Annotated in this window: 20 protein-coding genes and 1 pseudogene; 9 read left to right on the forward strand and 12 right to left on the reverse strand. The window is 60.1% G+C overall.

Annotation, left to right across the window (positions count from 1 at the left end; genetic code table 11):
* Positions 1-223 (forward strand): annotated as a pseudogene (locus M3P88_RS13205) (ornithine carbamoyltransferase); the annotation flags it as partial.
* A 196-nt stretch (positions 224-419) separates the two neighbouring features.
* On the forward strand, positions 420-1364 hold the full coding sequence (gene arcC / locus M3P88_RS13210; protein WP_249616475.1) for a carbamate kinase: 945 nt from the start codon (positions 420-422) through the stop codon (positions 1362-1364).
* A 132-nt stretch (positions 1365-1496) separates the two neighbouring features.
* Here the strand turns inward: arcC and M3P88_RS16015 are convergent, their stop codons facing one another.
* Together M3P88_RS16015 and xth are read right to left on the reverse strand one after the other, a co-directional pair.
* The gene (locus M3P88_RS16015; protein WP_249616476.1) at positions 1497-2324 is read right to left on the reverse strand and encodes an AraC family transcriptional regulator; all 828 of its coding nucleotides are present in this window, start codon (positions 2322-2324) and stop codon (positions 1497-1499) included.
* 99 nt (positions 2325-2423) lie between these two features.
* On the reverse strand, positions 2424-3200 hold the full coding sequence (gene xth, locus M3P88_RS13220) for an exodeoxyribonuclease III (RefSeq protein ID WP_249616477.1): 777 nt from the start codon (positions 3198-3200) through the stop codon (positions 2424-2426).
* A 122-nt stretch (positions 3201-3322) separates the two neighbouring features.
* Between xth and M3P88_RS13225 the strand changes: the two genes are divergently transcribed.
* On the forward strand, positions 3323-3502 hold the full coding sequence (locus tag M3P88_RS13225) for a hypothetical protein (protein ID WP_249616478.1): 180 nt from the start codon (positions 3323-3325) through the stop codon (positions 3500-3502).
* Positions 3503-3552: 50 nt separating this feature from the next.
* Here M3P88_RS13225 and M3P88_RS13230 read toward each other — a convergent pair whose 3' ends face one another.
* The 3 genes from M3P88_RS13230 to M3P88_RS13240 form a co-directional block, all read right to left on the reverse strand.
* Complete coding sequence (locus M3P88_RS13230; RefSeq protein ID WP_249616479.1) at positions 3553-4704, reverse strand: porin; 1152 nt, start codon at positions 4702-4704, stop codon at positions 3553-3555.
* A 93-nt stretch (positions 4705-4797) separates the two neighbouring features.
* The gene (locus tag M3P88_RS13235; RefSeq protein ID WP_249616480.1) at positions 4798-6291 is read right to left on the reverse strand and encodes an amino acid permease; all 1494 of its coding nucleotides are present in this window, start codon (positions 6289-6291) and stop codon (positions 4798-4800) included.
* A gap of 140 nt (positions 6292-6431) precedes the next feature.
* Positions 6432-8465, reverse strand: coding sequence for a M3 family metallopeptidase (locus M3P88_RS13240; protein WP_249616481.1), 2034 nt, complete (start codon positions 8463-8465; stop codon positions 6432-6434).
* Between the two features lie 70 nt (positions 8466-8535).
* On the opposite strand from M3P88_RS13240, the gene M3P88_RS13245 reads away from it, so the two are divergent.
* From M3P88_RS13245 to M3P88_RS13255, 3 genes are all read left to right on the forward strand, one after another.
* Positions 8536-9069 (forward strand): gamma carbonic anhydrase family protein, encoded by a 534-nt coding sequence (locus tag M3P88_RS13245; RefSeq protein WP_249616482.1) that lies wholly within the window; start codon positions 8536-8538, stop codon positions 9067-9069.
* A 13-nt stretch (positions 9070-9082) separates the two neighbouring features.
* A complete protein-coding gene (gene dsdA / locus M3P88_RS13250; protein ID WP_249616483.1) occupies positions 9083-10435 on the forward strand; it encodes a D-serine ammonia-lyase in 1353 nt (450 codons plus the stop codon).
* Positions 10436-10532: 97 nt separating this feature from the next.
* Positions 10533-12179, forward strand: coding sequence for a methyl-accepting chemotaxis protein (locus tag M3P88_RS13255; RefSeq protein ID WP_249616484.1), 1647 nt, complete (start codon positions 10533-10535; stop codon positions 12177-12179).
* Here the strand turns inward: M3P88_RS13255 and tpx are convergent.
* Positions 12152-12646, reverse strand: coding sequence for a thiol peroxidase (gene tpx, locus M3P88_RS13260; RefSeq protein ID WP_249616485.1), 495 nt, complete (start codon positions 12644-12646; stop codon positions 12152-12154). The two genes, M3P88_RS13255 and tpx, sit on opposite strands and share 28 nt — an antisense overlap.
* 148 nt (positions 12647-12794) lie before the next feature.
* Here tpx and M3P88_RS13265 point away from each other — a divergent pair, with 148 nt between their 5' ends.
* Complete coding sequence (locus M3P88_RS13265; protein WP_249616486.1) at positions 12795-13766, forward strand: LysR substrate-binding domain-containing protein; 972 nt, start codon at positions 12795-12797, stop codon at positions 13764-13766.
* 74 nt (positions 13767-13840) lie between these two features.
* Here M3P88_RS13265 and adhE read toward each other — a convergent pair whose 3' ends face one another.
* From adhE to M3P88_RS13280, 3 genes are all read right to left on the reverse strand, one after another.
* Positions 13841-16483 (reverse strand): bifunctional acetaldehyde-CoA/alcohol dehydrogenase, encoded by a 2643-nt coding sequence (gene adhE / locus M3P88_RS13270; RefSeq protein WP_249616487.1) that lies wholly within the window; start codon positions 16481-16483, stop codon positions 13841-13843.
* A 165-nt stretch (positions 16484-16648) separates the two neighbouring features.
* The gene (locus M3P88_RS13275; RefSeq protein WP_249616488.1) at positions 16649-18058 is read right to left on the reverse strand and encodes a YfcC family protein; all 1410 of its coding nucleotides are present in this window, start codon (positions 18056-18058) and stop codon (positions 16649-16651) included.
* 70 nt (positions 18059-18128) lie between these two features.
* Positions 18129-19244: an NAD/NADP-dependent octopine/nopaline dehydrogenase family protein gene (locus tag M3P88_RS13280; RefSeq protein WP_249616489.1), complete on the reverse strand. Its 1116-nt coding sequence runs from the start codon at positions 19242-19244 to the stop codon at positions 18129-18131.
* Between the two features lie 260 nt (positions 19245-19504).
* On the opposite strand from M3P88_RS13280, the gene M3P88_RS16095 reads away from it, so the two are divergent.
* Positions 19505-20713: a pyruvate formate lyase family protein gene (locus M3P88_RS16095; RefSeq protein WP_502798958.1), complete on the forward strand. Its 1209-nt coding sequence runs from the start codon at positions 19505-19507 to the stop codon at positions 20711-20713.
* Positions 20704-22509 (forward strand): DUF885 domain-containing protein, encoded by a 1806-nt coding sequence (locus M3P88_RS13290; RefSeq protein WP_249616491.1) that lies wholly within the window; start codon positions 20704-20706, stop codon positions 22507-22509. The genes M3P88_RS16095 and M3P88_RS13290 overlap by 10 nt, the downstream gene beginning before the upstream one ends.
* Before the next feature lie 70 nt (positions 22510-22579).
* Here M3P88_RS13290 and M3P88_RS13295 read toward each other — a convergent pair whose 3' ends face one another.
* The 3 genes from M3P88_RS13295 to M3P88_RS13305 are packed head-to-tail and all read right to left on the reverse strand — an operon-like array spanning position 22580 to position 25368.
* A complete protein-coding gene (locus tag M3P88_RS13295) occupies positions 22580-22975 on the reverse strand; it encodes a carboxymuconolactone decarboxylase family protein (RefSeq protein ID WP_249616492.1) in 396 nt (131 codons plus the stop codon).
* 18 nt (positions 22976-22993) lie between these two features.
* Complete coding sequence (locus M3P88_RS13300; RefSeq protein WP_249616493.1) at positions 22994-23893, reverse strand: DMT family transporter; 900 nt, start codon at positions 23891-23893, stop codon at positions 22994-22996.
* Between the two features lie 56 nt (positions 23894-23949).
* Positions 23950-25368 (reverse strand): aminotransferase-like domain-containing protein, encoded by a 1419-nt coding sequence (locus tag M3P88_RS13305; protein WP_249616494.1) that lies wholly within the window; start codon positions 25366-25368, stop codon positions 23950-23952.
* Positions 25369-25468: the final 100 nt, after the last annotated feature.

A 25468-nucleotide genomic window follows, 5' to 3' on the forward strand; every position in this document is an offset into this window, starting at 1 on the left:
CGCCAAGAACCCGGCCGTTAAGTTCCTGCATTGCCTGCCAGCTTTCCACAACAGCGAAACCGTTGTAGGTGCTGAAGTAGCTGCGGTGTACCCGCAATTCGCCAACGGTATCGAAGTGACCGAAGACGTGTTCGAAAGCCACGCTAACGTAGCCTTCGAGCAGGCGGAAAACCGCATGCACACCATCAAGGCGGTCATGGTTGCAACGCTGGGCGATCAATAAAATGCAAGGGCGCCCGGCCTGTCCGGGCGCATCGCGGGAATGCGCGGCCACGACTTTAGTCGTCGTGGCATGCACAGACAAGCAATTGGCGCTTGTCGACACAGGCTATCCACACGAGCGCCTATAGACTGGCGGCACGAACTTCCCCCTTCCACCGCGCCGCTTAGGCGGCGCCCCGTTTTTCAAGGAAACAGACATGCGCGTAGTAGTAGCCCTGGGTGGTAACGCCCTGCAAAAGCGTGGCGAAGCCATGACCGCCGACAACCAGCGTGCCAATGTAAAAGTAGCGGCACAACAACTGGCTGCCGTGACCCGCCTGGGCCACAACCTGGTGATGTGCCACGGTAACGGCCCGCAAGTCGGCCTGCTGGGTCTGCAGAATGATGCTTACGCCCGCCATATCGATGCTTCGGTTACACCGTATCCGCTGGACGTACTGGGTGCGCAAACCGAAGGCATGATCGGTTACATGATCGAGCAGGAAATGGGGAACGAACTGCCCGTTGAAGTGCCGTTCGCCACCATCCTGACCCAGACCGAAGTCGATGCCAACGATCCTGCTTTTGCTAACCCGACCAAATTTGTCGGCCCGGTTTACAGCAAGGAAGAAGCCGATAAACACGCCGCAGAAAAGGGCTGGACGGTAAAGGCCGACGGCGAATACTTCCGCCGCGTGGTACCGTCTCCTAAGCCTAAGCGCATTTTCGAAATGCGTCCTATCAAGTGGATGATAGAAAAAGGCGCAGTGGTGATTGCAGCTGGCGGCGGCGGCATCCCGACCATGTACCAGGACGGCAAGCTGGTTGGCGTGGAAGCCGTGATCGACAAGGATCTGACCTCCGCCCTGCTGGCGCGTGAAGTGGATGCTGACTACTTCGTGATCGCAACCGACGTAGCGACCGTATTTGTCGGCTGGGGCACGCCAGAAGCGAAAGCCATCAAGCACGCTCACCCGGACGAAATGGAAAAGCTGGGCTTCGCTGCCGGCTCCATGGGCCCGAAAGTGGAAGCGGCTTGCGAATTCGCCCGCCTGACCGGCAAGAAAGCCGTGATCGGCGCGCTGCAGGACATCGAGAAGATTGTTAAAGGCGAAGCCGGCACCGTAATCTCGACCGAAAAAGCCGGTATCGAATGGTACTGATCACTTTCGTGCATGGCTAGCCAAAGCCCATCTTACTGAGTCAAGCCTTGACTCCAGTTGCGGCCAGAAACTTACGGCACACCATCAAAAAGGCCGACCCAAAAGGGTCGGCCTTTTTCTCTGGCTGACACATCACTCATTTTGCCGGCTGCGATATTCGCCCGGCGTCATGCCCCGGTGGCGCTTGAAAGTCATGGCCAGATGCGAGGCCGAATTAAAAGCCAGACGGTCGGCAATTTCCTGTATCGGCAAGCGTGTAGCAAACAGCAAATAGTCTGCCGCCTCCATTTTCTTGTCGATCAGATAAGCATGAAAAGGCTTGCCAAAGAAGCGCTTGAAGAAACGGCTGAAACTGGACTCCGACATATGCACCAGACTGGCCGCCTGCGCGATATCCAGCGGCTCGGACAGGTGCTCGCGGATATATTCGCTGATGGTCAGACACATCTGAATATCCCGCTGTTCAACCGGATGATTCTGCTCCGAGGCCAGTGGGTGCCACTCACGCGCCGTACTGAGCGTATGCAGTATCTGCAAAATGGAAATCAGATACTCCATGCGAAAGCTGTTGCGAATCATGAAAAAATCGCGCCGTGCATGCATGGCCGTGCCGCCATGAAACAACAGGCCGGAAAAACCGTGGTGCAACAGATCCTGAATGGGCGTGAGGTAGTGCGAGTTGAAAAACTCCGGCCCCAGGCGGGCCAGATTGATGGCCAGCGAATCCCAGCACGCATCGGCAGTTTTGACGGTTACATGATGGCGCACGAAAGGTGAAATAAATAACACGGCATCCGCAGCCAGTTCGACCGGCTCTGCCGTGCCGATCGCGACCAGCACGCCCTCGCTACGGGGAAACACCAGCTGGCTATAAGGGTGAAAATGCGGCGCACTGTCCTGCTGCTGTTGCAGCTTATCAAACAGGGTAAAGTCGAGGCGGTTGTCAAAAGCGTAATCCACACAGGCTCCCGGGCATTCGGCTGCCGGCATCATCCGGCAAGCCAGCCTCCCTGCCAATATGGATGGCACATCCTCTTGATATAGGACAAATAGTCAGCACTATTGTGCAGCCAGCGTCAGTACCACCGGTGTGTGATCGGATGGACGCTCCCATTTGCGCGGTACCTTGTCGATGTCACAAGCCAGCGCCCGCGCCTTAAGCGTATCGCTGATCAGGATGTGATCGATGCGCACCCCGAGATTGCGGCGGAACATCATCGCGCGGTAGTCCCACCAGCTGTACTGCTTGTCATCCTGATTAAACAGGCGGAAGGAATCGGACAGGCCCAGCGCAATCAGGCGGAAAAAGGCGGCACGCTCGGGTTCCGAGCACAAGACCTTGCCCTGCCACGCTTCGGGCTGATACACATCGCGATCATCCGGCGCGATATTGTAATCCCCCAGCAAGGCAAAATCGGCATGCGCGGCCACTTCGCTTGCCACATAGCCTTCCAGAGCCGCAAGCCAGGCCAGCTTGTATGGGTACTTTTCCGAGTCGACCGCCTCGCCGTTGACGAAGTAGGCACACATCACGCGCACTCCGCCCACGGTGGCGGTGATCACCCGGCGCTGTACATCGTCGTAACCGGGAATCCCGCTGACCACATCGCTTAGGGTTAAAGGGCTGCGCACCAGAATCGCCACGCCGTTATACGTTTTTTGTCCCAGCCAGGCCGCGCGATAGCCGGCCGCCTCGATCTCTTCCTGCGGAAACTTGTCCTGATCCAGCTTCAGCTCCTGCAGGCACAAGACATCGACCGGATTATCCTGCAGCCATTGCAAGACTTGCGGCAGGCGCACCTTGAGGGAGTTGACGTTCCAGGTAGCCAATTTCATCAATAAACCCAATCCGTTAAACAACGCGTTTAATCAATTAAACAACACTCGCCGCAAGAAACATTGTCAGTCAGCTCTGCTCCGGCCTAGAATCAAATCGTCATATCAACGGAGAGAGCCTTTTGCGAGCTCAAGACAAGCGTTTGCAGCACACCGATGCACGGGCACTTTGCCCGACGCAGAATCCGAATCGTACCACTCTGACCCCGATTGCGCCGTCGTTCGCGCTACGCACTCCCACCTTCCGCCACCGCCATACGCTGGGTTCGCCCGAGCGGGAAGAGCCGGAAGCCAGCCGCTAATAATGCAAAACCGCCCTGATCCGGGCGGTTTTGCTTATGCCAAAGCCGGCTTAAAACGAGTGGGAAATACCGACCCCCAAGGTGTATTCATTATCGTCGCCGCTACCGCTATCAAATGGCACGTTCTGACCATATTTGACACGACCGTACGACAGATAACTCATAGTGCGTTTGGAAATCTGGTAATCGGTACCCACAACCCACTGCTTGTAGCCGGTGTCCGACTGCTTGGCGCCGTTGGCGTCAACATCCCAGCCATAAGCGTAGGTCAGGCGCGGCGTGAAGTTGCCCAGGCTATAAGACGCGGTCAGCTCGGCTTCCTTGGTTTTAAAGTTTTTGCCCAATAGGCTATCCGGTGTTTGACCAACCACAGTCAGATTGTCGAACGATGGATTGGCTCCCGGCCACAGATTGTTGCCATAGCCCTTGGTCTGCTGATAGCCAGCGGCCAGATACAACGGTCCTTCGCTATACATCACCTCGAAACGCTGACCTAAGGCAGGAGAGTCACCATTTCTGACGATATCCCCATCAGGATTGGTCCATGCGTTGCTATTTTGGTAATTCAGATAGCTATACGCAGCGGTAAAAGCACCCAAGTTATACGACACACCAAAGTTAAAGGTGTTTTGCTTGGGCTGGCCGCCACCAGGCTCGTTGAAACCGTATAGCAGCGCGAAGTTGAGGCCGCCTAGCAGGGTCGGGCTGTCGTAGCGGATCGCGCTGTCAACCCGGCCGTCGGTGCGGGTAAAGATGCTGCTGCCGTTAACATGGGTGTTGGCGTTATAGGTCCACGGGTCGACATACTCCATATTCGAGTTCTGGAAGGTGCTGATGTGACCAAGCTTGACCGAACCCCAGTCATCAGATGCCAGACCGATAAAGCTGTCTCGCGTGGCAAAGGTATTGCCCTCGCCACCATTGGTAAAGTCTATGCCCTGCTCGAGCTGCCAGATCGCCTTCAGGCCGTTACCCAGCGCCTCGTTGCCGCGAAAGCCGATGTGCGAGTTCACACCGGATGCGCTGTCGATCTGGGTCGTGGCGCCGAACGGACCTGCAGCCTGCCCCACACTGTTATTAGGGTAAGTCGCCGTCGCCGTTTTGTTGCGCGCGATTTCGCCGGTCATCTTGCCGTAAATTTCCACATCGGCCATGGCCGCTGCCGGCAAGGCAGCGATGACCAACACCATTAATTTTTTCATAACCATACTCTCCTGTGAAACCCAGATCCGCCTCGGCACGACTAGCCTGATGCAGGGCTGCACGCAATCCTGTGCAAACCTCTTACGTTTTAGTCAACTATCATCCGCTTTGCGCGCAGGCTCTCTCTTGGGCGGGAATTTCATCTCGTCTATCCGCACAAACCGGGTCTTGTGTTTAATGCGGTATCCCAGCCACACCAGCAAAAACAGCGGTAAGCCGATATAGGTGGCAACAATGCCGTTCCAGTTAATATTGGCCTCGAAAAAGGCTTCATAGTTTTGCCCCAACACGATAAACAGGCACAAGCTGAAGGCGAACAGGGGACCAAACGGAAAGAAGCGCGCGCGATAAGGCAGCTCGGACAAGGAGCGTCCTTGAGCGATAAAGCCTTTGCGGAAACGGTAGTGCGAAATGGCGATGCCCAGCCAGGCGATGAAGCCGCATAGCCCGGACAGATTCAGCAACCACAGGTAAATCACCTGATCGCCGACCAGCGAAGTAAAAAAGCACAAAGCCCCAACCGCCGTCGTCATCAAGAGCGCGTAAATCGGGATGCCGTTCTTGCTGAGCTTGGCAAACACCTTGGGCGCCTGCCCATCCATCGCCATCGAGTACAGCGTACGGGTGGAGGCGTACATGCCCGAGTTACCCGCCGACAAAATGGCGGTGAGGATGACCGCATTCATGATCGACGCGGCAGCCTGCACTCCGCTTTTTTCGAATACCAAGGTAAAGGGCGACACCGCGATATCCTTGACATTGCTTCTGAGCAGCAAGGGGTCGTTATACGGCAGCAACAGGCCGATCATCAGGATGGACAGCACATAGAAGATCAAAATACGCCAGAACACCTGGCGTATGGCTTTGGGTATGGTCTTTTCCGGATGCTCGGCCTCGCCCGCCGTGATACCGATCAACTCGGTGCCCTGATAGGAGAAGCCGGCAATCATCGCCACACCGATAATGGCACCCAGGCCGCCGACAAATGGTGCCTCGCCCATGGTGAAATTGGATAGCCCCGGTGCCGGCCCCTTGCCCAGCACGCCCAAGACCATAAAGACACTGGCCAGCAGGAACACCACCACGGCGGCAACCTTGACCATGGAAAACCAGTACTCGCCCTCGCCGAAACTCTTGACCGAAAAAGCATTCAGCAACACGAAAATGGTCAGAAACAGGCCGCTCCACCAATAACCGGGCACGTCGGGAAACCAGAACGCCATCACAATCTGTGCCGCCACCAGTTCAACGGCGATGGTCACCGCCCAGTTAAACCAGTAATTCCAGCCTTGGGCAAAGCCGAAAGCCGGATCGACAAAACGCTCGCTATACAGGGTGAATGAGCCGGACTCGGGCATATAAGCCCCCATCTCGCCAAGACTGGACATCAGGAAATACACCATGATGCCGATCACCAGATAGGCTGCCACCGCGCCACCGGGGCCTGCCTGTGCAACCGAAGCGCCGGAGGCGACGAACAAGCCGGTACCGATGGCACCGCCAATCGCAATCATGGTCAGATGGCGGGCCTGCAAGCTGCGATGCAGCCCTGTAGTCTGTTCTGCTGCGCCGGCTTCGCTGCCCATGTCCTGCTCCTGTCTGATTGACGCGTGTCTTCTCAAAATAGCAGGCCAACATAATTTTTCCCGTTTTAGGCATCCCAAATGGAAACAAAAAAGCCACTGGTTTAGCACCAGTGGCTTTTTCCATGCAACGAACTGTGTGCTTAATGCACCGCCTCAACCATGCCGCCATGGCGCAGTAACGCATCAATCTCGGGGTCGCGGCCACGGAAGGCGCGGAACGACTCGAGCGCCGGGCGCGAGCCGCCGACGGCGAGGATCTCGTTCCAGAAACGCGCGCCGGTTTCCGGGTTGGCGCCGCCAGCCTCTTCGAATGCCGCATAGGCATCGGCCGACAGCACCTCCGCCCACTTATAGCTGTAATAGCCGGCCGCGTAGCCACCACCGAAGATATGGCTGAACGAGTTGGGGAAACGGTTGTACGCCGGCGGACGGTTGACCGCCACCTCGTCACGTACCGCTTCCAGCAACGCCATCCAGTCACCGTCCGGCGCCATCTCGTGATACATGCGCATGTCGAACAGCGAAAACTCCAGCTGGCGCACCGTCATCATGCCGTTCTGGAAGTTCTTGGCCGCGATCATCTTGTCGAACAGCAGCTTGGGCAGCGGCTCGCCGCTGTCTACCTGCGCCGTCATGCCCTGCAGCACATCCCACTCCCAGCAGAAGTTTTCCATAAACTGGCTAGGCAGCTCGACCGCATCCCACTCGACGCCGGAAATACCGGACACGCCCAGCTCGTCGACGCGGGTCAGCAGATGATGCAAGCCGTGGCCAAACTCGTGGAACAGCGTAATCACCTCGTCGTGGGTGAACAGTGCCGGCTTGTCGCCAACCGGACGGGTAAAGTTGCAGGTGAGGAAAGCCACCGGCTTTTGCACCTTGCCGGCCTTGGCGCGGCGGCCAAACACATCGGCCATCCACGCACCCGGGCGTTTGCCTTCGCGCGCGTAAAGATCAAGGTAAAAACCGCCGATCAGCTCGCCGTCCTTCACAATCTCGAAGTAGTCCACATCGTCGTGCCATACCTTCGCTTCCGCCTTGCGGATGTCGACGCCGTACAGGGTTTTCACCACGCCAAACAGGCCGTCCAGCACCTTGGGCTCGGGGAAGTATTGCTTGAGTTCCTGCTCGGAGAAGGCATAGCGCTGTTCGCGCAGCTTTTCGCTGGCATAGGCAATGTCCCACGCTTCCAGCGTCGCCAGACCCAGCGTTTCGCGGGCAAAGGCTTCCAGCTCGGCGCGGTCTTGCGCTGCATACGGCTTGGCGCGCACCGCCAGATCGCGCAGAAAGGCAATCACCTGCTCCGGCGACTCGGCCATCTTGGTCGCCAGCGACAACTGGCCATAGCTGGCAAAACCCAGCAAATTCGCTTCTTCGCGCGCAAGCGCGAGCTTCTCGCGCATGATGGGCGTGTTGTCCTGTGCCGGCAGGCCGAATTCGGACGCGCGCTTGGCATAGGCTTCGTACACCTCGGCGCGCAGTTCGCGCTTGTCGGCATACTGCATCACCGGGAAGTAGCAGGGGAACTGCAGCGTCAGCTTGAAACCCTCTTTGCCATCGGCCTCGGCCATCGCCGCAAACATGGCGCGCGCATCGTCCGGCACACCGGCCAGCTCGGCTTCATCGGCAATGATTTTCACCCAGGCATCGGTTGCATCCTGCACATTTTCGGAAAACTTGGCCGACAACTCGGACATGCGCGTCGACACTTCGACATAGCGCGCCTTCTGCGCGTCCGGCAGTTCGGCGCCAGCCAGACGAAAATCGCGCAGCGCATTCTCGATCACGGTCTTGCGCGCCTGTGGCCAGGCATCAAAATCGCCGGCGGCACGCAAAGCCTGATACTTGGCGAACAGCTCGAGATTCTGCCCAAGCTCGGTGCCGAACAAGGACACCTTGGGCAAGGCGGCATTGAACGCATCGCGCATGCCTTCCATATTCAGCACGCTATTGAGGTGGTAGACCGCATTCCATGCGATCCCCAGCCGCTCGGTGGCATCGGTCAGCGGGCCTTCAACATTGTCCCAGTTGGGCGCCGCGCTATTGGCGGTCACCGCGGCAACGGCGGCACGCGCCTCGGCCAGCAGCTGGTCGATGGCGGGCGCGACATGCTCGGCGCGGATTTCATCGAAACGGGGCAGGCCTTCAAGTTCGAGCAGCGGGTTTGCATTCATTGTTTTGTCATCCTTGTTCGGGGCACGCCTGTATCATAGGCGCGGATCGCTTACAGATGAGGACAAGACCATGAATCACAATATCCGCGCCTTCGACGGCACCGCTCCCGTTGTCAGCGACAGCGCCTGGGTTGACCCGGCTGCAGTGGTGATCGGCGAGGTGACACTGGAAAAAGACGCATCGGTATGGCCGTATGCGGTGATACGCGGCGACGTAAACAGCATCACCATAGGCGAAGGCAGCAATGTGCAGGATTTCGCCATGTTGCATGTCAGCCACAAGAAAGCATCCGACCCGCTGGGTGCTCCCCTCGTCATCGGCAAGCATGTGACCATAGGCCACCATGTGACGCTGCACGGCTGCACCATAGACGACGAGGTACTGGTCGGCATCGGCTCCATCGTGCTGGATCGCGCCCATATCGAAAAGCATGTACTGGTGGGCGCCGGCTCGCTGGTGCCGCCGGGCAAACGGCTGGAATCGGGCTATTTGTATCTGGGCAATCCGGTCAAAAAGGTACGCGCCCTCAGCAGCGACGAAATCGCCTATTTCAAATACTCGGCCGAGCACTATGTGCGCCTGATGAACAAGCACCGCATCTGACTGGCGCACACACATGCTTATTCTGGACAAGACACTTGAGAGCTGGTGCGCCGGCTACCCGCTAATCCGCGCGCTGATCGCCTTGCAAGAAAGCAGCTGGTTCAATCCGGGCATCGCGCCCTGCGCCGAAGCACTGGCCGACGTGGGCCTGACAGCCGCCGATGTGGCAGATGCCAGTGCCCGTCTGGCACGCTTTGCGCCTTATATCATGCGTGTATTTCCGCAAACTCAGGCGAGCGGCGGCGTGATAGAGTCCGCCATTCAGGCCATGCCCAAGCTGCAGGCGGCACTGGCCGCAGAAAACCGGCTGGAATTGCCCGGCAGCTTGTGGCTCAAAGCCGATAACGAACTCCCCATCTCAGGTTCGATCAAGGCGCGCGGCGGTATTTACGAAGTACTCAAGCACGCCGAAGATCTGGCAATGGCTGCGGGCCTGCTACAAGCAGGCGACAACTATGCCTTGCTCGATAGCGATGCAGCCCGTGCCCTGTTCGGCCAGTACAAGGTCGCAGTCGGCTCCACCGGCAATCTCGGCCTGTCTATCGGCATCATGAGTGCGCAACTGGGCTTTCAGGCCACGGTGCATATGTCGGCCGATGCGCGCCAGTGGAAGAAAGACAAGCTGCGCGCCCATGGCGTGACCGTGATCGAATACGCGTCCGACTACAGCGTGGCGGTGGCGCAAGGCCGCCAACAGGCCGCATCCGACGCGAACTGCCACTTTGTCGACGACGAAAACTCGACCCATCTGTTCCTCGGTTATGCCGTCGCCGCCGAGCGTTTGCAACGCCAGCTCGCGGCGGCCGGCATTCGCGTCGACGCCGAACATCCGCTGTTCGTCTACCTGCCGTGCGGCGTCGGTGGCGCACCCGGCGGTGTGGCCTTTGGCCTCAAGCTGATCTTTGGCGATGCGGTGCACTGCATCTTTGCCGAACCAAGCCACTCGCCGTGCATGCTGCTGGGGGTCTACACTGGCATGCACGACGCGGTGTCGGTACAGGATTTCGGCATCGACAATGTCACCGCAGCCGACGGACTGGCCGTCGGCCGTCCATCCGGTTTTGTCGGCAAAGCCATGCAGCGCCTGCTGGACGGTTTCTACACCGTCAGCGATGACGCGCTGTTCCGCTATCTGGCACTGGCCGAACAGCTGGAAGGCATCCGCATGGAGCCATCGGCCTTGGCTGGCGTGCCCGGCATGGTGCGCGTGCTGCAGGAAACACAGGGTTACCGCAAGCGTGCCGGCCTGACCCCGGCACATATGGCCCGCGCGACCCACTTGGTCTGGGGAACCGGCGGCAGCATGCTGCCAGCGGCAGAAATGGAGGCCTATCTGGCTCGCGGACGCCAGCAGCTAAACGCATGAGTGGCACACCCATGAAACACTATCTTCACGCAAACGTCATTTTTACTTAACCAAATATGACTAATCTGCATCCGTTTAAATGAAACGGTGACAGATCATGACGATCAGCCAGCGCCTGTGGTCCTCGGTTGCGTTTACCCTCGCCTGCCTGCTGCTGGTCATGGCCAGCAGCGCCTATTTGCTGGAGCGGACACTGGGCGAGCTGGAGCACAATCGCCAGCAACAGGTGCTAGGCATCCAGCTATACACCCTCAAGAGCGAGGCGCTGGCACTTTCCCGCGCCGATCCGCTACTGGATGAAACGGCCGTCAGGCTCAAGCACGCAGACGCCACCTTCTCCCGGCTACTGCCGGCAGTGCTTGCGCGCTTGCCGGCAAGCGAACACGAAACGTTCCGCAATGCAGTTGGCGCCAACTGGAAGCAATACCACCAGCAACTGGCCTCGGCGCTACAGATTGCCGCCACCGCACCGGAAGACGCCCTGGCGATGCCGGAGTCTGCCTACAACAGCCATCTGCTGCCGCTAGCCATGCAGCTGGATCAGGATATTCAGCACCAACAGGCACAGACATCAAGCGACAATACCCGGATTGCCCGCGCCCTCGACCACTTGCTGCTGCTCGTCCTCGGCCCGCTGGCGCTGGCTGCTCTGGCCGTAGTGCTCTCGCAGGGTTTGCTCGCCCACTGGCTCAAACGCCGCCTGCATGCCATCGATCAGGCTGCCGGCGCCCTGGCCGATGGCTGGCTGTCCACGCGCTTGCCCGCAGCAGGCCACGATGAACTCTCCCATGCGGCGCAAGGCATCAACCGCTTTCTGGCAAAACTGGCCACGCTGCTTGAACGCGTGCAAAGTCATGCCGCCACCGGTGCACATGAAAATGCGCAACTCTCCGGGCTGACGCGACAGGTCATTGCCATCAGTGCGGCACAGACCGAGCAAGCCGAGCAGTCACACCATGCCGCCAGCCGCGTCGACGAAGCGGCTGGCATGATTGCCCGCCATCTGGCCGTAATCGAATCCGGCATGGCGAATGTCACACAGCGTACCGCCCATGCACGCACGGCATGTGAACAAGGCGCCGTGAATATGGGCCGGCTGCTGGAACGCATCGATGCGGTCTCGGGCAAGATGGGGGAACTCAAACACTCCAGCAACAGTATCCGTCAGGTTAGTGCGCTGATCCGCGATATCGCCGACCAGACCAATTTGCTGGCGCTCAATGCCGCCATCGAAGCGGCACGTGCCGGCGAAAGCGGTCGCGGCTTTGCCGTGGTCGCCGATGAAGTGCGCAAACTGGCCGAACGCACCCGTGATGCCACCGACGGCATCGGCCAGGCGCTAATACAGATCGAAAACGCGACCAGCGTGCTGGACGGCACCATCCGCGAAGCCGGCAACACCGGCAACGACAGCCGGCAGGCACAAAACGTGCTGGCTACGACGCTGGCCGCCGTGGATGCGGCACTGGCTGAAGTCAGCCACAAGGTTGGCGAGATCGGCGAAGCGGGGGAAGAACAGGAGGCCAGCGGGCGACAGATTGTCGACACCAGCCGCCACCTGTCGGATAAGGCCCAGGCCATCGAGCAGCAAATGACGGCCATCACGCCGATGACACAACGACTGGATCAGGCCTCGGCGCTATTGCTGGGCGAGATGAGCTGGTTTAAACAGGCAGGGCAGGCGCCAACCATGGCGCCCCACCCTCTAAATGGTGCTTACAACACCGCCAGCGCGGCGGCGTAGTCCGGCTCCTGCCCGACTTCGCTCACCAGCTCGCTGTGCAACACCTTGTTGTCAGCGTCCAGCACCACCACCGCCCGCGCACACAGGCCGACCAGCGGGCCGCTGGCGAACTCGACACCCCAGGTACTACGGAACTCGGGATGACGGAAAGTCGACAGATTGATCACGCCCTCAATGCCCTCGGCACCGCAGAAGCGCTTCTGCGCAAACGGCAGGTCAGCCGAGATGCACAGCACGCTCACACCGGCACGGCCGGCGGCCTGCTCATTGAACTTGCGCACCGAAGTGGCGCAAGTCGGCGTGTCTACGCTGGGGAAAATATTCAGGATCTTATTGCCGGCAAAGTCAGCCAGCGTCACCTCGGCCAGATCGCCGTTGGTCAGGCTCAAGGCTGGCGCTTGGCTGCCGACGGCAGGCAAAACACCAGACACTTCAATAGGGTTACCGCGCAGGGTGATGGTAGGCATGGAGACTCCTTGTGGTTGACGCCATATCCTGCGCCACATGCCATCGAGATTCAACCATGTGCACGCCATGGTCTGACTGCGCCCTCCTTGAAAATGTCCGACCGCTTGCTTTAGGACAAGGCTTATGTCCGAGCAGTCCTTTATAATCATGTCTAATATAACGCCGTGCTCAGACATGCAGACACAACAGATCAGGGCGTTTTACGCCATCATGACCCACGGGACGATCACCACGGCAGCGCAGTCTCTCGGCATCACCCAGCCCGCGGCGACCCGTCTGCTCAAGAGCATGGAACAGGATCTGGGCTTTTTGCTGTTCGAACGCACCCGCCAGCAGTTGCTGCCCACCGCCGAGGCGCGTGCCCTGATAAAGGACGCGGAGCGCGTCTTCCAGGCACTGGACCGGATCGAACACACGGCCGAGCGTCTGCGCGAATTGCCGCAAGGCGATCTGTACATCGCAGCCCTGCCACTGCTGTCGGTGGCCTTTATCCCGCAGGTGCTCGCCACCTTCGCAGAAGAACAGCATACCCGCTTCGTGTTGCGCAACTACCGTTCCGAACAGATCAACCTGCCCGGGGCGCAGAAGGCTTACGATATCGGCTTTTGCATCTGTGACCAGCCAGTGGCGGGCGCCGACGTGCTGAGCTTTCGCAGCGAGTACCTGTGCCTCTTGCCCAAGAACAGCCCACTGGCCAACGTGCCCAGTCTGAGCCCCCTGCACCTGGCCGGACAGCAGATGGTCTGCTACGAGCACGATTTCCCGCAAAAACAGATCGACGCCGAATTTGCCCGCCACGGGCTGCACTACAACAAGGTGGCGGAAGCCTCGTTCGCCTACTCCATCGGCGCGATGGTCGAGGCGGGATTGGGCTATGCGATCCTCGACCCGTTCACCTCCATCCTGTACGCAGAGCGCGGCCTCCATTTCAAGCCCTTCAAGCCTGCGATTCCTTTCGAGTTCAACATCCTGATCCCGTGCAACCGTCCGCTGTCGCGCGCAGGCGAGCGCTTCTTGCGCACCTTCCTCGACAAGGTCGACGACGAAGGCATCGTCTTCCAGCTACAGGGACAAAGTCCCAAAGCCATCGCCTATCTGGAGCGGCTGGGCCGCGCCTGACGCCGAAAAAAGGCCCCTGCCACAGGCAGGAGCCAAGCGGGGTGCAACACCCCGATCACGGAAAGGTGCGGGCCTCAGTGCGCCTTGCGCTTGCCCTTCGCGCCGGCGTCCGGCGCAGCGGTCTCGCGGTAAGGACGCCCGTAGTAGCTGTCGAGCAGCAACTGGCGCAGCTCGCTGATCAGCGGGTAGCGCGGGTTGGCACCGGTGCACTGGTCGTCGAAGGCGGCCTCGGCCAGCGCATCGAGCCGGGCCAGGAAGTCGGCCTCGGCCACACCGGCGGCCTGGATCGACGCAGGAATGCCCAGCACCGCCTTCAAGTCGTCAACCCAGACGATCAGCCTCGCAACGCTGTCGTGGTCGTCGCGCCCGCCCAGGCCCAGATGGCGGGCGATCTGCGCGTAGCGGGCCGCGCCCTTAGGACATTCGTACTGGCTGAATGCGGTCTGCTTGGTCGGATAGTCGGCCGCGTTGTAGCGGATCACATTGCAGATCAACAAGGCGTTGGCCAGTCCGTGCGGCAGGTGGAATTCGGCCCCGAGCTTGTGCGCCATCGAGTGGCAAACGCCGAGGAAGGCGTTGGCGAAAGCGATGCCGGCGATGGTCGCCGCGTTATGCACCTGCTCGCGCGCCTTGGGGTCGTGTGCGCCATTCTGGTAGGACGACGGCAGGTAGTCCTTCAGCAGCTTGAGCGCCTGCAAGGCCTGCGGGTCGGAGTATTCATTAGCCATCACCGACACATAGGCCTCCAGCGCATGGGTCACCGCATCGATACCGCCGAACGCGGTCAGCGACTTGGGCATGTTCATCACCAGGTTGGCGTCGATGATCGCCATGTCAGGGGTCAGCGCGTAGTCGGCGATCGGGTACTTGACCCCGGTCTTCTCGTCGGTGACCACGGCGAACGGGGTCACCTCCGAGCCGGTACCGGACGTGGTCGGCACCGCGACCAGCATCGCCTTCTCGCCGAGCTTTGGGAAACGGTAGATGCGCTTGCGGATGTCCATGAAGCGCAGCGCCAGGTCTTCGAAGTGGACGTCCGGGTGTTCGTACAGCACCCAGATGATCTTGGCCGCATCCATCGGCGAGCCGCCGCCCAGCGCCAGGATCACGTCCGGCCGGAAGGCGTGCGCCAGCGCAGTGCCCTTGCGCACCACGGCCAGCGTCGGGTCGGCCGACACCTCGAAGAAACACTCGACTTCCATGCCCTGCTTTTTCAACAGGCGCACCGTGTCCTCGACGTAACCGTTTTCAAACAGGAAACGGTCGGTCACGATCAGGCAGCGCTTCTTGCCGGCCAGATCCTCCAGCGCCACCGGCAGGCTGCCGCGACGGAAGTAGATGGATTTCGGCAGTTTGTGCCACAGCATGTTTTCCGCCCTCTTGGCCACGGTCTTCTTGTTGATCAGGTGCTTGGGGCCGACGTTCTCGGAAATCGAGTTGCCGCCCCAGCTGCCGCACCCCAGAGTCAGCGACGGCGCCAGACTGAAGTTGTACAGGTCGCCGATGCCGCCCTGCGACGACGGCGTGTTGATCAGGATGCGCGCCGTCTTCATGCGCGCACCGAAGCGGCACACCCGCTCGTGCTGCAGGTCCTGATCGGTGTACAGCGCCGAGGTGTGGCCGATGCCGCCCAGCGCGACCAGCGCCTCGGCCATGTCGCACGCCTCATCGAAGTCGCGCGCCCGGTACATCGCCAGCGTCGGCGACAGCTTCTCGTGCGCGAAGGCTTCGGCCTCGCTCAGGTCGGTCACCTCGGCGATCAGCACCTTGCTGCCGGCCGGCACGCAGATGCCGGCCATCTGCGCGATTTCCAGCGCACTCTGCCCGACGATGGCCGCGTTGAGCGCACCGTTTTTCAGCAGCACCTGACGGACCGCCTCCGCTTCCGTCGCGCTGAGCAGGTAGCCGCCGTGCTCGGCAAAGCGCGCACGCACCGCGTCGTAGATGGCGTCGACCACGATCACCGACTGTTCGGACGCGCACACCACGCCATTGTCGAAGGTCTTGGACATCAGAATCGACGCGACCGCGCGCCGGATGTCGGCCGTCTCGTCTATCACCGCGGGCGTATTGCCCGCGCCGACGCCGATGGCCGGCTTGCCCGACGAATACGCGGCGTGAACCATGGCCGGCCCGCCGGTGGCCAGGATCATGTTGACATCCGGGTGGTGCATCAGCGCACGCGACAGCTCGACCGACGGCTCGTCGATCCAGCCGATGATGTCCTTCGGCGCGCCGGCGGCCACCGCAGCGGCAAGGACGATGCGGGCGGCCTCGCAGGTCGAGCGCTTCGCGCGCGGGTGCGGCGAGAAGATGATGCCGTTGCGGGTCTTCAGCGAGATCAGTGCCTTGAAGATCGCGGTCGAAGTCGGGTTGGTGGTCGGTACGATGCCGCATAGCACGCCGACCGGCTCGGCGATGGTCAGCGTGCCGAAGGTCTCGTCTTCTTCCAGCACGCCGCAGGTCTTGTCATCCTTGTACTTGTTGTAAATGTACTCGGAGGCGAAGTGGTTCTTGATCACCTTGTCCTCGAGCACACCCATGCCGGTCTCGGCAACCGCCATGCGCGCCAGCGGGATGCGCGCGTCGGCGGCGGCGAGGGCCGCGCAGCGGAAGATATGGTCGACCTGCTGCTGGTCGAAACCGGCAAAGCGCTGCTGCGCGACCTTGACCCGTGCCACTAGGGCCTGCAGTTCTTCATGGGTAGTGATAGCCATTGCGTCCTCTAATCCGTATCGGTAGTTGTCTTGCCAAGGCCTTGCGCCAAGGACTTGGCAAGACAGCCAGCACCGGTCGCACGTCTCCCCGGGCAGGGACCTGCCCTGCCTGTTCCATGTGCTTGCGGGGGGGGGGGCCGGACCCGTGAGCCCGGCGAAGAAGGTTTACATCAGGACGGCGACACTCAGCGCCGCCATATTGAGCAGGGTGAGCACGACCAGCATTGGCACCATGAAGCGCACCCAGCGCGAGAACGGTACATGGCCGATGGCGAGCGCGCCCATCACCACGCCGGAGGTCGGAGTGACGATATGCGACAGGCCCGAGGCGGTCTGGAAGGCGGTGACCACCAGATCGCGGCCAACGCCGGCAAAGTCGGCCAGCGGCGCGAGGATGGGCATGGACAGTACCGCCAGACCCGAGGTCGACGGGATCAGTACCGACAGCGCGCTCTCGATCCAGTACAGCGCGTTGATGAAGGCCACCGGCGACAAGCCGCCGATCAACTGTTCGGCGTAGTTGAGGATGGTGTGGGTGATCTGGCCGTTGTCCATGATCACCACCAGGCCACGCGCGAGGATCACCACCAGTGCGACGCCCAGCAGGTCACGCGCACCATCGACGAAGGTCGAAGCGAGCTTGTCTTCCGGAATGCGCGCCAGCACGCCAATGACGATGGCCATCACCATGAACAGCGCGGACATTTCGCCCATCCACCAGCCCAGCGCCGACACGCCGTAAATCATCACGCCGAAGGTGGCGACGAACAGGGTCAGGATCAGCTTGTGCATGCCGGTCATTTCGATGCGCTCGCTCCCCTGCAGCTTGTCGCTGAGGAAGTAGGCGCGGTCGGCGTCCCGCTGGTCGGCCACCAGCGAATGGCCGTAATCGCGGCGCACGCGCTCGGCGTAACGCATCACGTAGGCCACGCAGATCATCCAGCCGATAACCAGAATCACCACGCGCAGCAGCATGCCGTCGGTGAACGGGATGCCGGCGGCGTTGGAGGCAATCACCGTCGCGAACGGGTTGATCGTCGAGCCGGTCACCCCCATGCCGGAGCCCAGCAGGATGATGGCAATGGCCGTGATCGGGTCGTAGCCGGCGCGCATCATGATCGGGATCAGCAGGATGTAGAACGGGATGGTTTCCTCGGCCATGCCGTAGATGGTGCCACCCGCGGCGAACAAGCCCATCAGGATGGGGATCAGCCACTTCTCGCGCCCGGCCATGCGGGTGGTGACGCGCTGGATGCCGGCGTCGATGGCGCCGGTGCGGGTCACCACCGCGAGGAAACCGCCGATCATCAGGATGAAGAAGCCGACGTCGATGGCGCGCGCGGCGTTGGTGAGATGGTCATAGGCACCGTCGATCGGCGCCAGCGCGATTTCCAGCAGCCCCTGCGGATTGGCCGGCATCGTATGGTAGGTACCGGCGACCGGCACCATCTTGCCCAGCGCCTCGTTTTTCACCATCTCGTAGCTACCGGCCGGGATGATCCAGGTCAGCGCCGCGATCACCAGCATCAGGATGAACAGGATGGTGAAGGAACTCGGGAATTTCTTGAACAGCATGCTTACTCCTTTTTATGTCCGGATCGGGGTGGCCATGCCGCGTATGCGGCATGGCCAGGTCGGTGTCGGCTTAAGCCAGAGAGTCGGCAATCTGCCCGTAAGTCATGCCGGCAAGGCCCATCGCGCGCAGATTGCGTCCGCACTTGCCGTAGTCGGTCCGGTTGTAGGCGTTGGCGATGGTAATGCACGCATCAATCATCGGCGTCGGCACGCCCTGCAGGCGGGCCAGGGCCTGGCAGGGCACCAGCAGGTAGGCGATGTCTTCGGTGATGTAGCGGTGCAGGGAAGAGTCTGGCGCGGAGTTGATCTTGCCGTGGGTCTCCGAGGTGCGGTTCAGCTCGTACACGGTGCTCGCGTGCATCGCGTACAGGCTGTTCATCGCCTCCAGTTCGCTCATCAGTTGCAGGCCCAGCGCGTTGCCGATCTCCTGGCGCTCCAGCTCCATCACTTCGGCGGCGCGCGAAGTGGCGACCGAACAGCAATCCTTGTAGTAGTTGAACTTGCCCTCGAAGTTCTCCAGCAGGCCCATGTTCAGGGTGGTCAGCAGCGGATGGCCGCCGTAGTTGATGTTTTCCAGGCCCGCGGCAATCACGTTGGGCAGGGCCGACAACGGCAGCGGCAGCAGCGGGGCGATGCGCTCGATCGCCTCGCCGGTCCGGCTGGCCGGCAGCGCCGCGACCGGCAGGTACTCCTTGATGCCCATGATCGCGATCTCGGCCGGACCGCTCAGGCGGCAAGCCCACGGGATGGAGATTGCGTCGACGAACAGCAGCTTCTGGTGATAACCCAATTCCTTCTGCCGCTGGCGCAATGCCAGCGCACCGAAGTTGCCCGGCATCAGCATCACGATCTGGTCGTCCTTCAGGTGTGGCAGCATGGTTTCGAACAGCGGCAACTGGGCGAACGACGGCACCGGCAGGATGATCACGTCGCTGAAGGCGACCGCCTCGGCGATGTCCTCGGTGACGGTGTGCAGCGGCTGGAAGCCGGCGAAGCTCAGCTTGACGCCGTTCAGCTCCTCGATGGCCCGCACGCCGCCTCGCTCGCGGATGTCCTGCAAGGGCTGGGCGTAGCCAGGCGCCCCGTACAGGCAAACGTCGACGCCGATGGCAGACAGGTGGTACGCCGCGGTAATGCCCGCGTTGCCAGAGCCGATGATGGTTGCCCGCAATCTGTTGCTGCTCATAAAACCCCCTCGTTAGCTGAAAACTGGATAAATCGAGCCTCTGCCCGCCGTACTGCATCCGGGCTTTCCTTGCCCCGAACTATGCCTAGCCAGTAGGCAGATCGTCGAATGCCCCACCGCTATCCACCCATAACATTTCGTTATTTTCTAATTTTCCTGTCGCAGCTAAGTTGACAACACTTGGCCGCCCTGCGCGGCTCGCCCCCTTGCAGATCGACACGAAAGAATGCAAGCGATGCAGAGCCCTGAAAAAAGCATGATTGCCGCCGTGCCGACGTGCGCGATTTATCCAGCACAACATGAGCCCTTACGAGGGCGACGCAGCCTTGCTGGCCGGTGCCACTGCGCGTACCCAAGGCATCAGGGACTCGCTGTCCGTACTGCGAAAAGAAGAGCGCGCCCGTGGCGTGCTGGATGTCTGCGCAGAGCGTGGTGCCAGCATCACCGCACACGATGCCGGTTATATCGACGAGAAAAATGAACTGATCGTTGGTCTGCAGACCGGTGCGCGGCTCAAGCGCGCCATCATGCCTAATGGCGGCCTGCGCATGGTTGAAAACGGTCTGGAAGCCTTAGGCTTCAAGATCGATCCGATGGTCAAAGAGATCGGGGAAAAGTACCGCAAGAGCCATCACCAGAGCGTGTTAGATGCCTACACCCCGGCCATTCTGGCTGCGCGCAAGTCCGGCGTGATTACCGGTCTGCCTGATGCTGATGGCCGTATCATCGGTGACTACCGCCGTGTTGCCCTGTATGGCGTCGGCGTCCTGATAGTCGAGCGCAAAAAGAACTGGATGGCCATCACGCCGATGACACAACGACAGGATCAGGCCCCAGCGCTATTGCTGGGCGAGATGAGCTGGTTTAAACAGGCCGACCAGCGGGCCGCTGGCGAACCCGACACCCCAGGCACCACGGAACTCGGGGTGGCGGAGAGTCGACCGATTGACCACGCCCTCAAACCCCTCTGCACCGCAAAAACGCTTTTGCGCAAACGGCAGGTCGGCCGAGATGCACAACACGCTCACGCAGGTACGGCCGGCGGCCTGCTCATTGAACTTGCGCACCGACAGCGCGCAAGTCGGCATGTCGACGCTGGGAAAAATTTCAGGATCTTGCTGCCGGCCAAGTCAGCCAGCGTCACCTCGGCCAGATCGCCGTTGTTCAGGCTCAAAACTGGCGCCAGGCTGCCGACGGCAGGCAAAACACCAGACGCTTCAATAAGGCTACCGCGCAGGGTGATGGTAGGCATGGAGTCCTTGTGGTTGACACCACATCCTGCACACATGCCATCGAGATTTAACCATGCAAGAAGTGGGGGGCTGAAAGCATTCCATTTGAGGGATAGACCGTATAGGTTTTTTTTCCATGACTGCGATTACCATTCTGTACATGGATGCCAAGTAGCGCGCGCCGTAGGATCAAGATGCCGGGTTCTAAATAACTCAAAGGAGACACCATGCACATAACCTCACTATCGGCTCTGCTATTACTGCCATTCATTTTTTCCATCGCCCTGCCTGCACAGGCCAATGGACAAACCACGAATACAGGCATAGAAAAAACATCACCCGTATCAAGCAGCCAACTGCGCAAACTGGTCGATGAGTATTTCCAGCAGGATCTGGCACTCAACCCGCTCAATGCACCTGCGTATGGGGTCAACAGCAGCAATGCCAAGTTCGGTGACTATTTATCGGACAACTATCTTCAAGCCCAGCAGGCCCTGGAGAAAAAGTACCTAAACCTAGTGCAGGCAATAAATAGGAGTACATTAAGCAGTGATGACAAGATCAGCTACGACGCCTTTATTTACGGCAGGGAGATGACGCTGAAATCCTTCGACTATCCATTCTGGTATCTGCCGCTTAACCAAGAGGTCAATAAGGCCAATGATTTGGCGATGCAGGCTAGTGGCGACCTAATTTTCCCGTTTAACTCGACTCAGAATTACGATGACTTTCTCTCGCGCCTTGACGGTTTAAGCCTGTGGATAGACCATGCAATAATATGCATGCAAAAAGGCAGCACTAAAGGCATTGCTCTGCCCAAAGAAATTGCCAATGCAACGGCGGACCAGATCCAGAATTTGATCGTTGCCAATCCGCGACAAAGTGAATACTACAAGCCCATTCTGCGCCTGCCTGCCACCATCCCGCAAACAGAAAAAAAGCGCCTCGCCAGCGCCTATCAGCAAAAAATCCGCAACGTCGTCAACCCAGCTCTCAGCCGTCTGGAACGCTTCCTCCGCAAGGATTACCAGACCCGCACGACCATAGGGTGGCATCAGTTACCCAATGGAGAGAACTGGTACCAATATCTTAGCCAGCAGCAAACCACATCTGACCTTAGTGTCGACGAGATCTTTACCACGGGTGAGCGGGAAGTCGCGCGCATTTTGTCAGAGATGGATGCCATTCGCCGCGAAGTCGGCTTCAAAGGAGACCTGAAGGCTTTCTTCAAGGCTCTGCTACATGACCCCAAGTATCAGTGGCGTAACCGTCAGGCTCAAATGGCAACCTTCCACCATATCAATGAACGAGTGGAAAAAGCACTCCCGGCACTGTTCAGCCTGCGCCCAAAAACTGAACTTAAAATCAAGCCCATTCCACCCGCGCGTGAAAAAACCGATGGTGGTGCCTGGTATAGCGCCGGCAGCGCAGATGGCAAGACGCCGGGCGTCTTCTTCATCAATACCAAACCAGGTTTCGGACTCTACAAGTGGGAAATGGAAGCCAACTTCGTGCATGAGGTTTCTCCCGGCCACCACTTCCAAATTTCGCTCAAGCAAGAGCAGCAGAATGTGCCTAAATTCCGTCAATACATGGCGCACAACGGCTTTGAGGAAGGCTGGGCACTATACGTCGAATCCATCGCCCAAGAACTTGGCCTGCTTAACGACCCGCTACAACGCTTTGGCCGACTCAACAATGAAATGCTGCGTGCGCTGCGCTTGGTTGTCGAACCGGGACTTCACACCAAGGGCTGGACAATCGAGCAGGCACAGCAGTATATGCTTGATCGCTCGGCACTCACCCCAGACTATGTCCAGTATGAGGTCTTGCGCTATCTTGCCAACCCGGGACAAGCACTATCGTACAAGGTTGGCCAGTTAAGCATCAGCAAACTACGCCGCGATGCCAGCGCAACGCTCGGCACCAACTTCGATCTACGTAGCTTCCACGACAACGTGATCAACAGCGGCACCCTACCCTTGGCGGTACTGGACAAAAAAATGAAAAACTGGGTAGCAACGCAGCAATAACTGCATCACGCAAACCATTACTCAGCGATGGGTTAGGCAATCTACTTGCGTTGCAGTCCGACGTTAGGGCCTAACCTGCCGCCTCCATCTCCAACCCCATCTCCGCCATCAGCTCGCGCGCAACGCGGAACGCTTCCACCGCGGCCGGTGCGCCACCATAGACGCCGGCGTGCAGCAGCACTTCGCGGATCTCGCTGAGGGTCGCGCCGTTGTTGAGCGCACCGCGCAGATGGCCCTTGAGTTCGGTGCTGCGCCCGAGTACTGCCAGCATGGCGCAGGTAACGAGGCTGCGCGTTTTCAGCTCGATGCCGCCGCGCTGCCAGGTGCTGCCCCAGGCGTGCTCGTTGACCCAGTCCTGCAACGGTTGTGAGAAGGCGTCGGCGCCACCCATTGCGCGCTCGACAAAGGCCTCGCCCATTACCTGGGTACGCAGCGCCAGCCCCGCCTGTTTATCCTGTTCGCTCATGGTTTTCCCCTGTAGTTTTCAGCGGCTCGCCCGCGCCGCCAGCCATACGCCGGACAGAATCAGCGCAATGCCTGCCGCGTGGTAAAGATGGAAGGCCTCACCCAGAAACAGCACCGACAGCAAGGCGCCAAACATCGGCATCAGATGGATAAAGCTGCCGGCCTTGGCCGGCCCGATGCGGGCAACGCCGAGGTTGTAGAAATAGTAGGCCGCGACCGACGGCAAGGTGCCGACGTAGGCGAAGGTAATCAGGGTGGTGGCATTCAAGGGAGCGCGCTGGCCGCTGGCGTACTCCAGCAGGAAAAACGGCGTAATGCAGGCAAGACCGATCACCACCAGCACGGTCAAGAGACCGATGCGGTTCAGCCCGGCCGGCAAGCCGCGCAGCAACAGCGTATACAAGGCCCACGCCAGCATGGCGGCAAACACCACCACATCGCCATGGTTGATTTCGAGGCGGATCAGGCGTGCCAGCTCGCCATGGGCGACGATGGTCAGCACGCCGGCAAACGACAGCAAAATGGCCAGCAACTGCAGGGCGCTGGCCTTGATGCCGAAAAACAGCGCACCCAGCAGCACGATCAGAATGGGAATAAACGAATTCATCAGCACCGCATTGGTGGCGGTGGTTTCCTGCACCCCCAGATACACCAGCGAATTAAAGCCGGCAATACCGAACACGCCAAGCAACAGCAAGCGGCGCCAGTAGGGTCGCCATAGCGCGCGCTGCTGCCATGCAGGCTTCAGCCCGAACGGCAGCAAGACCAAGAGCGCGATGGCCCAGCGCGCGAACGACAACGTCAACGGCGGAATACTGGCATGGGTGGCACGCGCCAGCACAAAATTGCCCGACCAGAACAGCGTGGTCAGCACCAAAAGCAGATAGGCGGAAGTCAGCGAAGAGCGGGATGTATGCATGCCCCGACCTTGCCATGCCATTAGGGTTAACGCAAGCAGGACAAACCCCGAGCCACTCAGCGGACTAGATGCCGCGCCAGAAAAGCCTCAACCTGTACCTCGGTACTGTATGCGACATTCATGCGCAGGTAGTCGGATGCCTGCTGCCCGGGACGGAACAGTGCACCGGGCGCCAGCATGACGCCCTCGCTCACCCCTTGCGCCGACAAGTCCACCGCATCCAGCCCCGGCGGCAGGCGTGCCCAGACGAACATGCCTTCACTACCCCCGGCGAACACCGCCATCCCCAGACGCTGGCACAGTTGCAGCGTCTCTTTACGCCCGGCGGCCAAGCGGTTGCGCAAGCGCGTCAGGCGCCGCCGTTGCTGCCCATCACTCAGGGCGGCCAGCACCACCCTTTCCGCCAGCTCGGACGAGGTCAGGCCGTACACCATTTTGTAATGGGTCAGCGCATCGGCCACGCTGCGATCGGCAGCAATAAAACCCACGCGCAAGCTGGGCGACAGCGTCTTGGAAAAGCTGCCGATATGGATGACGCGCCGCAAGCCGTCCAGCGTGGCCAATGAGGGCACCGTGCTTACGCTCAGGCCGGCACAGACATCATCCTCGACCACCCAGAAGTCGTATTTTTCCGCCAGTTGCAGCACACGATGGGCGGTGGCCGCGCTATAACTGGCGCCGGTCGGATTGTGCAGGCGTGGATTGGTAAAAAATACTTTGGGACGATGCGTCTCCAGCAAGCTTTCCAGCGCCGCCAGGTCCGGCCCCTGTGGCGTCCATGGTACGCCCAGCGGCTTGATGCCCTGCAAAGGCAAGCCGACGACCAGATTGCAGTACCCGGGATCATCCACCAGCACCGTATCCCCCGGCCGGGTCAGGCAAGCCACGGCCAGCGTCAATGCCTGACTTGCACCTTGCGTCAGCACCAGCTGTTCGCGGCTCAACAGTAAACCTTCTTCTCCCAGCTCGCGCAGCAGATAGTCACGCAAGGCAGGCAGGCCGCGCGGCTCGCCATAGCTGGCCAGCTCGGCACCGGATACGCTGCGAGCCACCTGACGCAAATTGCCATCCAGCCCGCTATCGGCAAACCAGGCCGGAGGCAGCCAGCCACTGCCGGGCTTGATCGCATCGGGTGGCGGCTCATACAGACTGTCAGCCAGCCAGAATGCATCCACCGGCAGCGCTTGCAGCGCCTCCAGTTCATGGCGCCGCACCTCTGGCTGTGCCGCCAGATAAAAGCCCTCACCGCGCCGCGCACAAACCACGCCCTCTGACACCAGCTTGTCGTAAGACTCCGCCACGGTAAACGTACTGATGCCCAGTTCGCGAGCCAGATGGCGGATGGACCACAATTTTTCGCCGGGTGCCAATCGGCCTTGCGCTGCCGCATGACGAATGGCCCCCATCAGTTGTCGCACCAGGGTACCGGCCGCCGGATCCAGCTTTAAAATATTGGCTACATGCTGTCTAGTCATTTTTACCTGTACAGGATAGGCAGTATTAGGTCATGACTGTACCTGTTCGCGATGATATGCAGGGCAATAAAGTACAGTTTGCACCTGCATCAAGCAGGTC

The sequence above is a fragment of the Craterilacuibacter sp. RT1T genome (assembly GCF_023502145.1).
Lineage (GTDB): Bacteria > Pseudomonadota > Gammaproteobacteria > Burkholderiales > Chromobacteriaceae > Craterilacuibacter.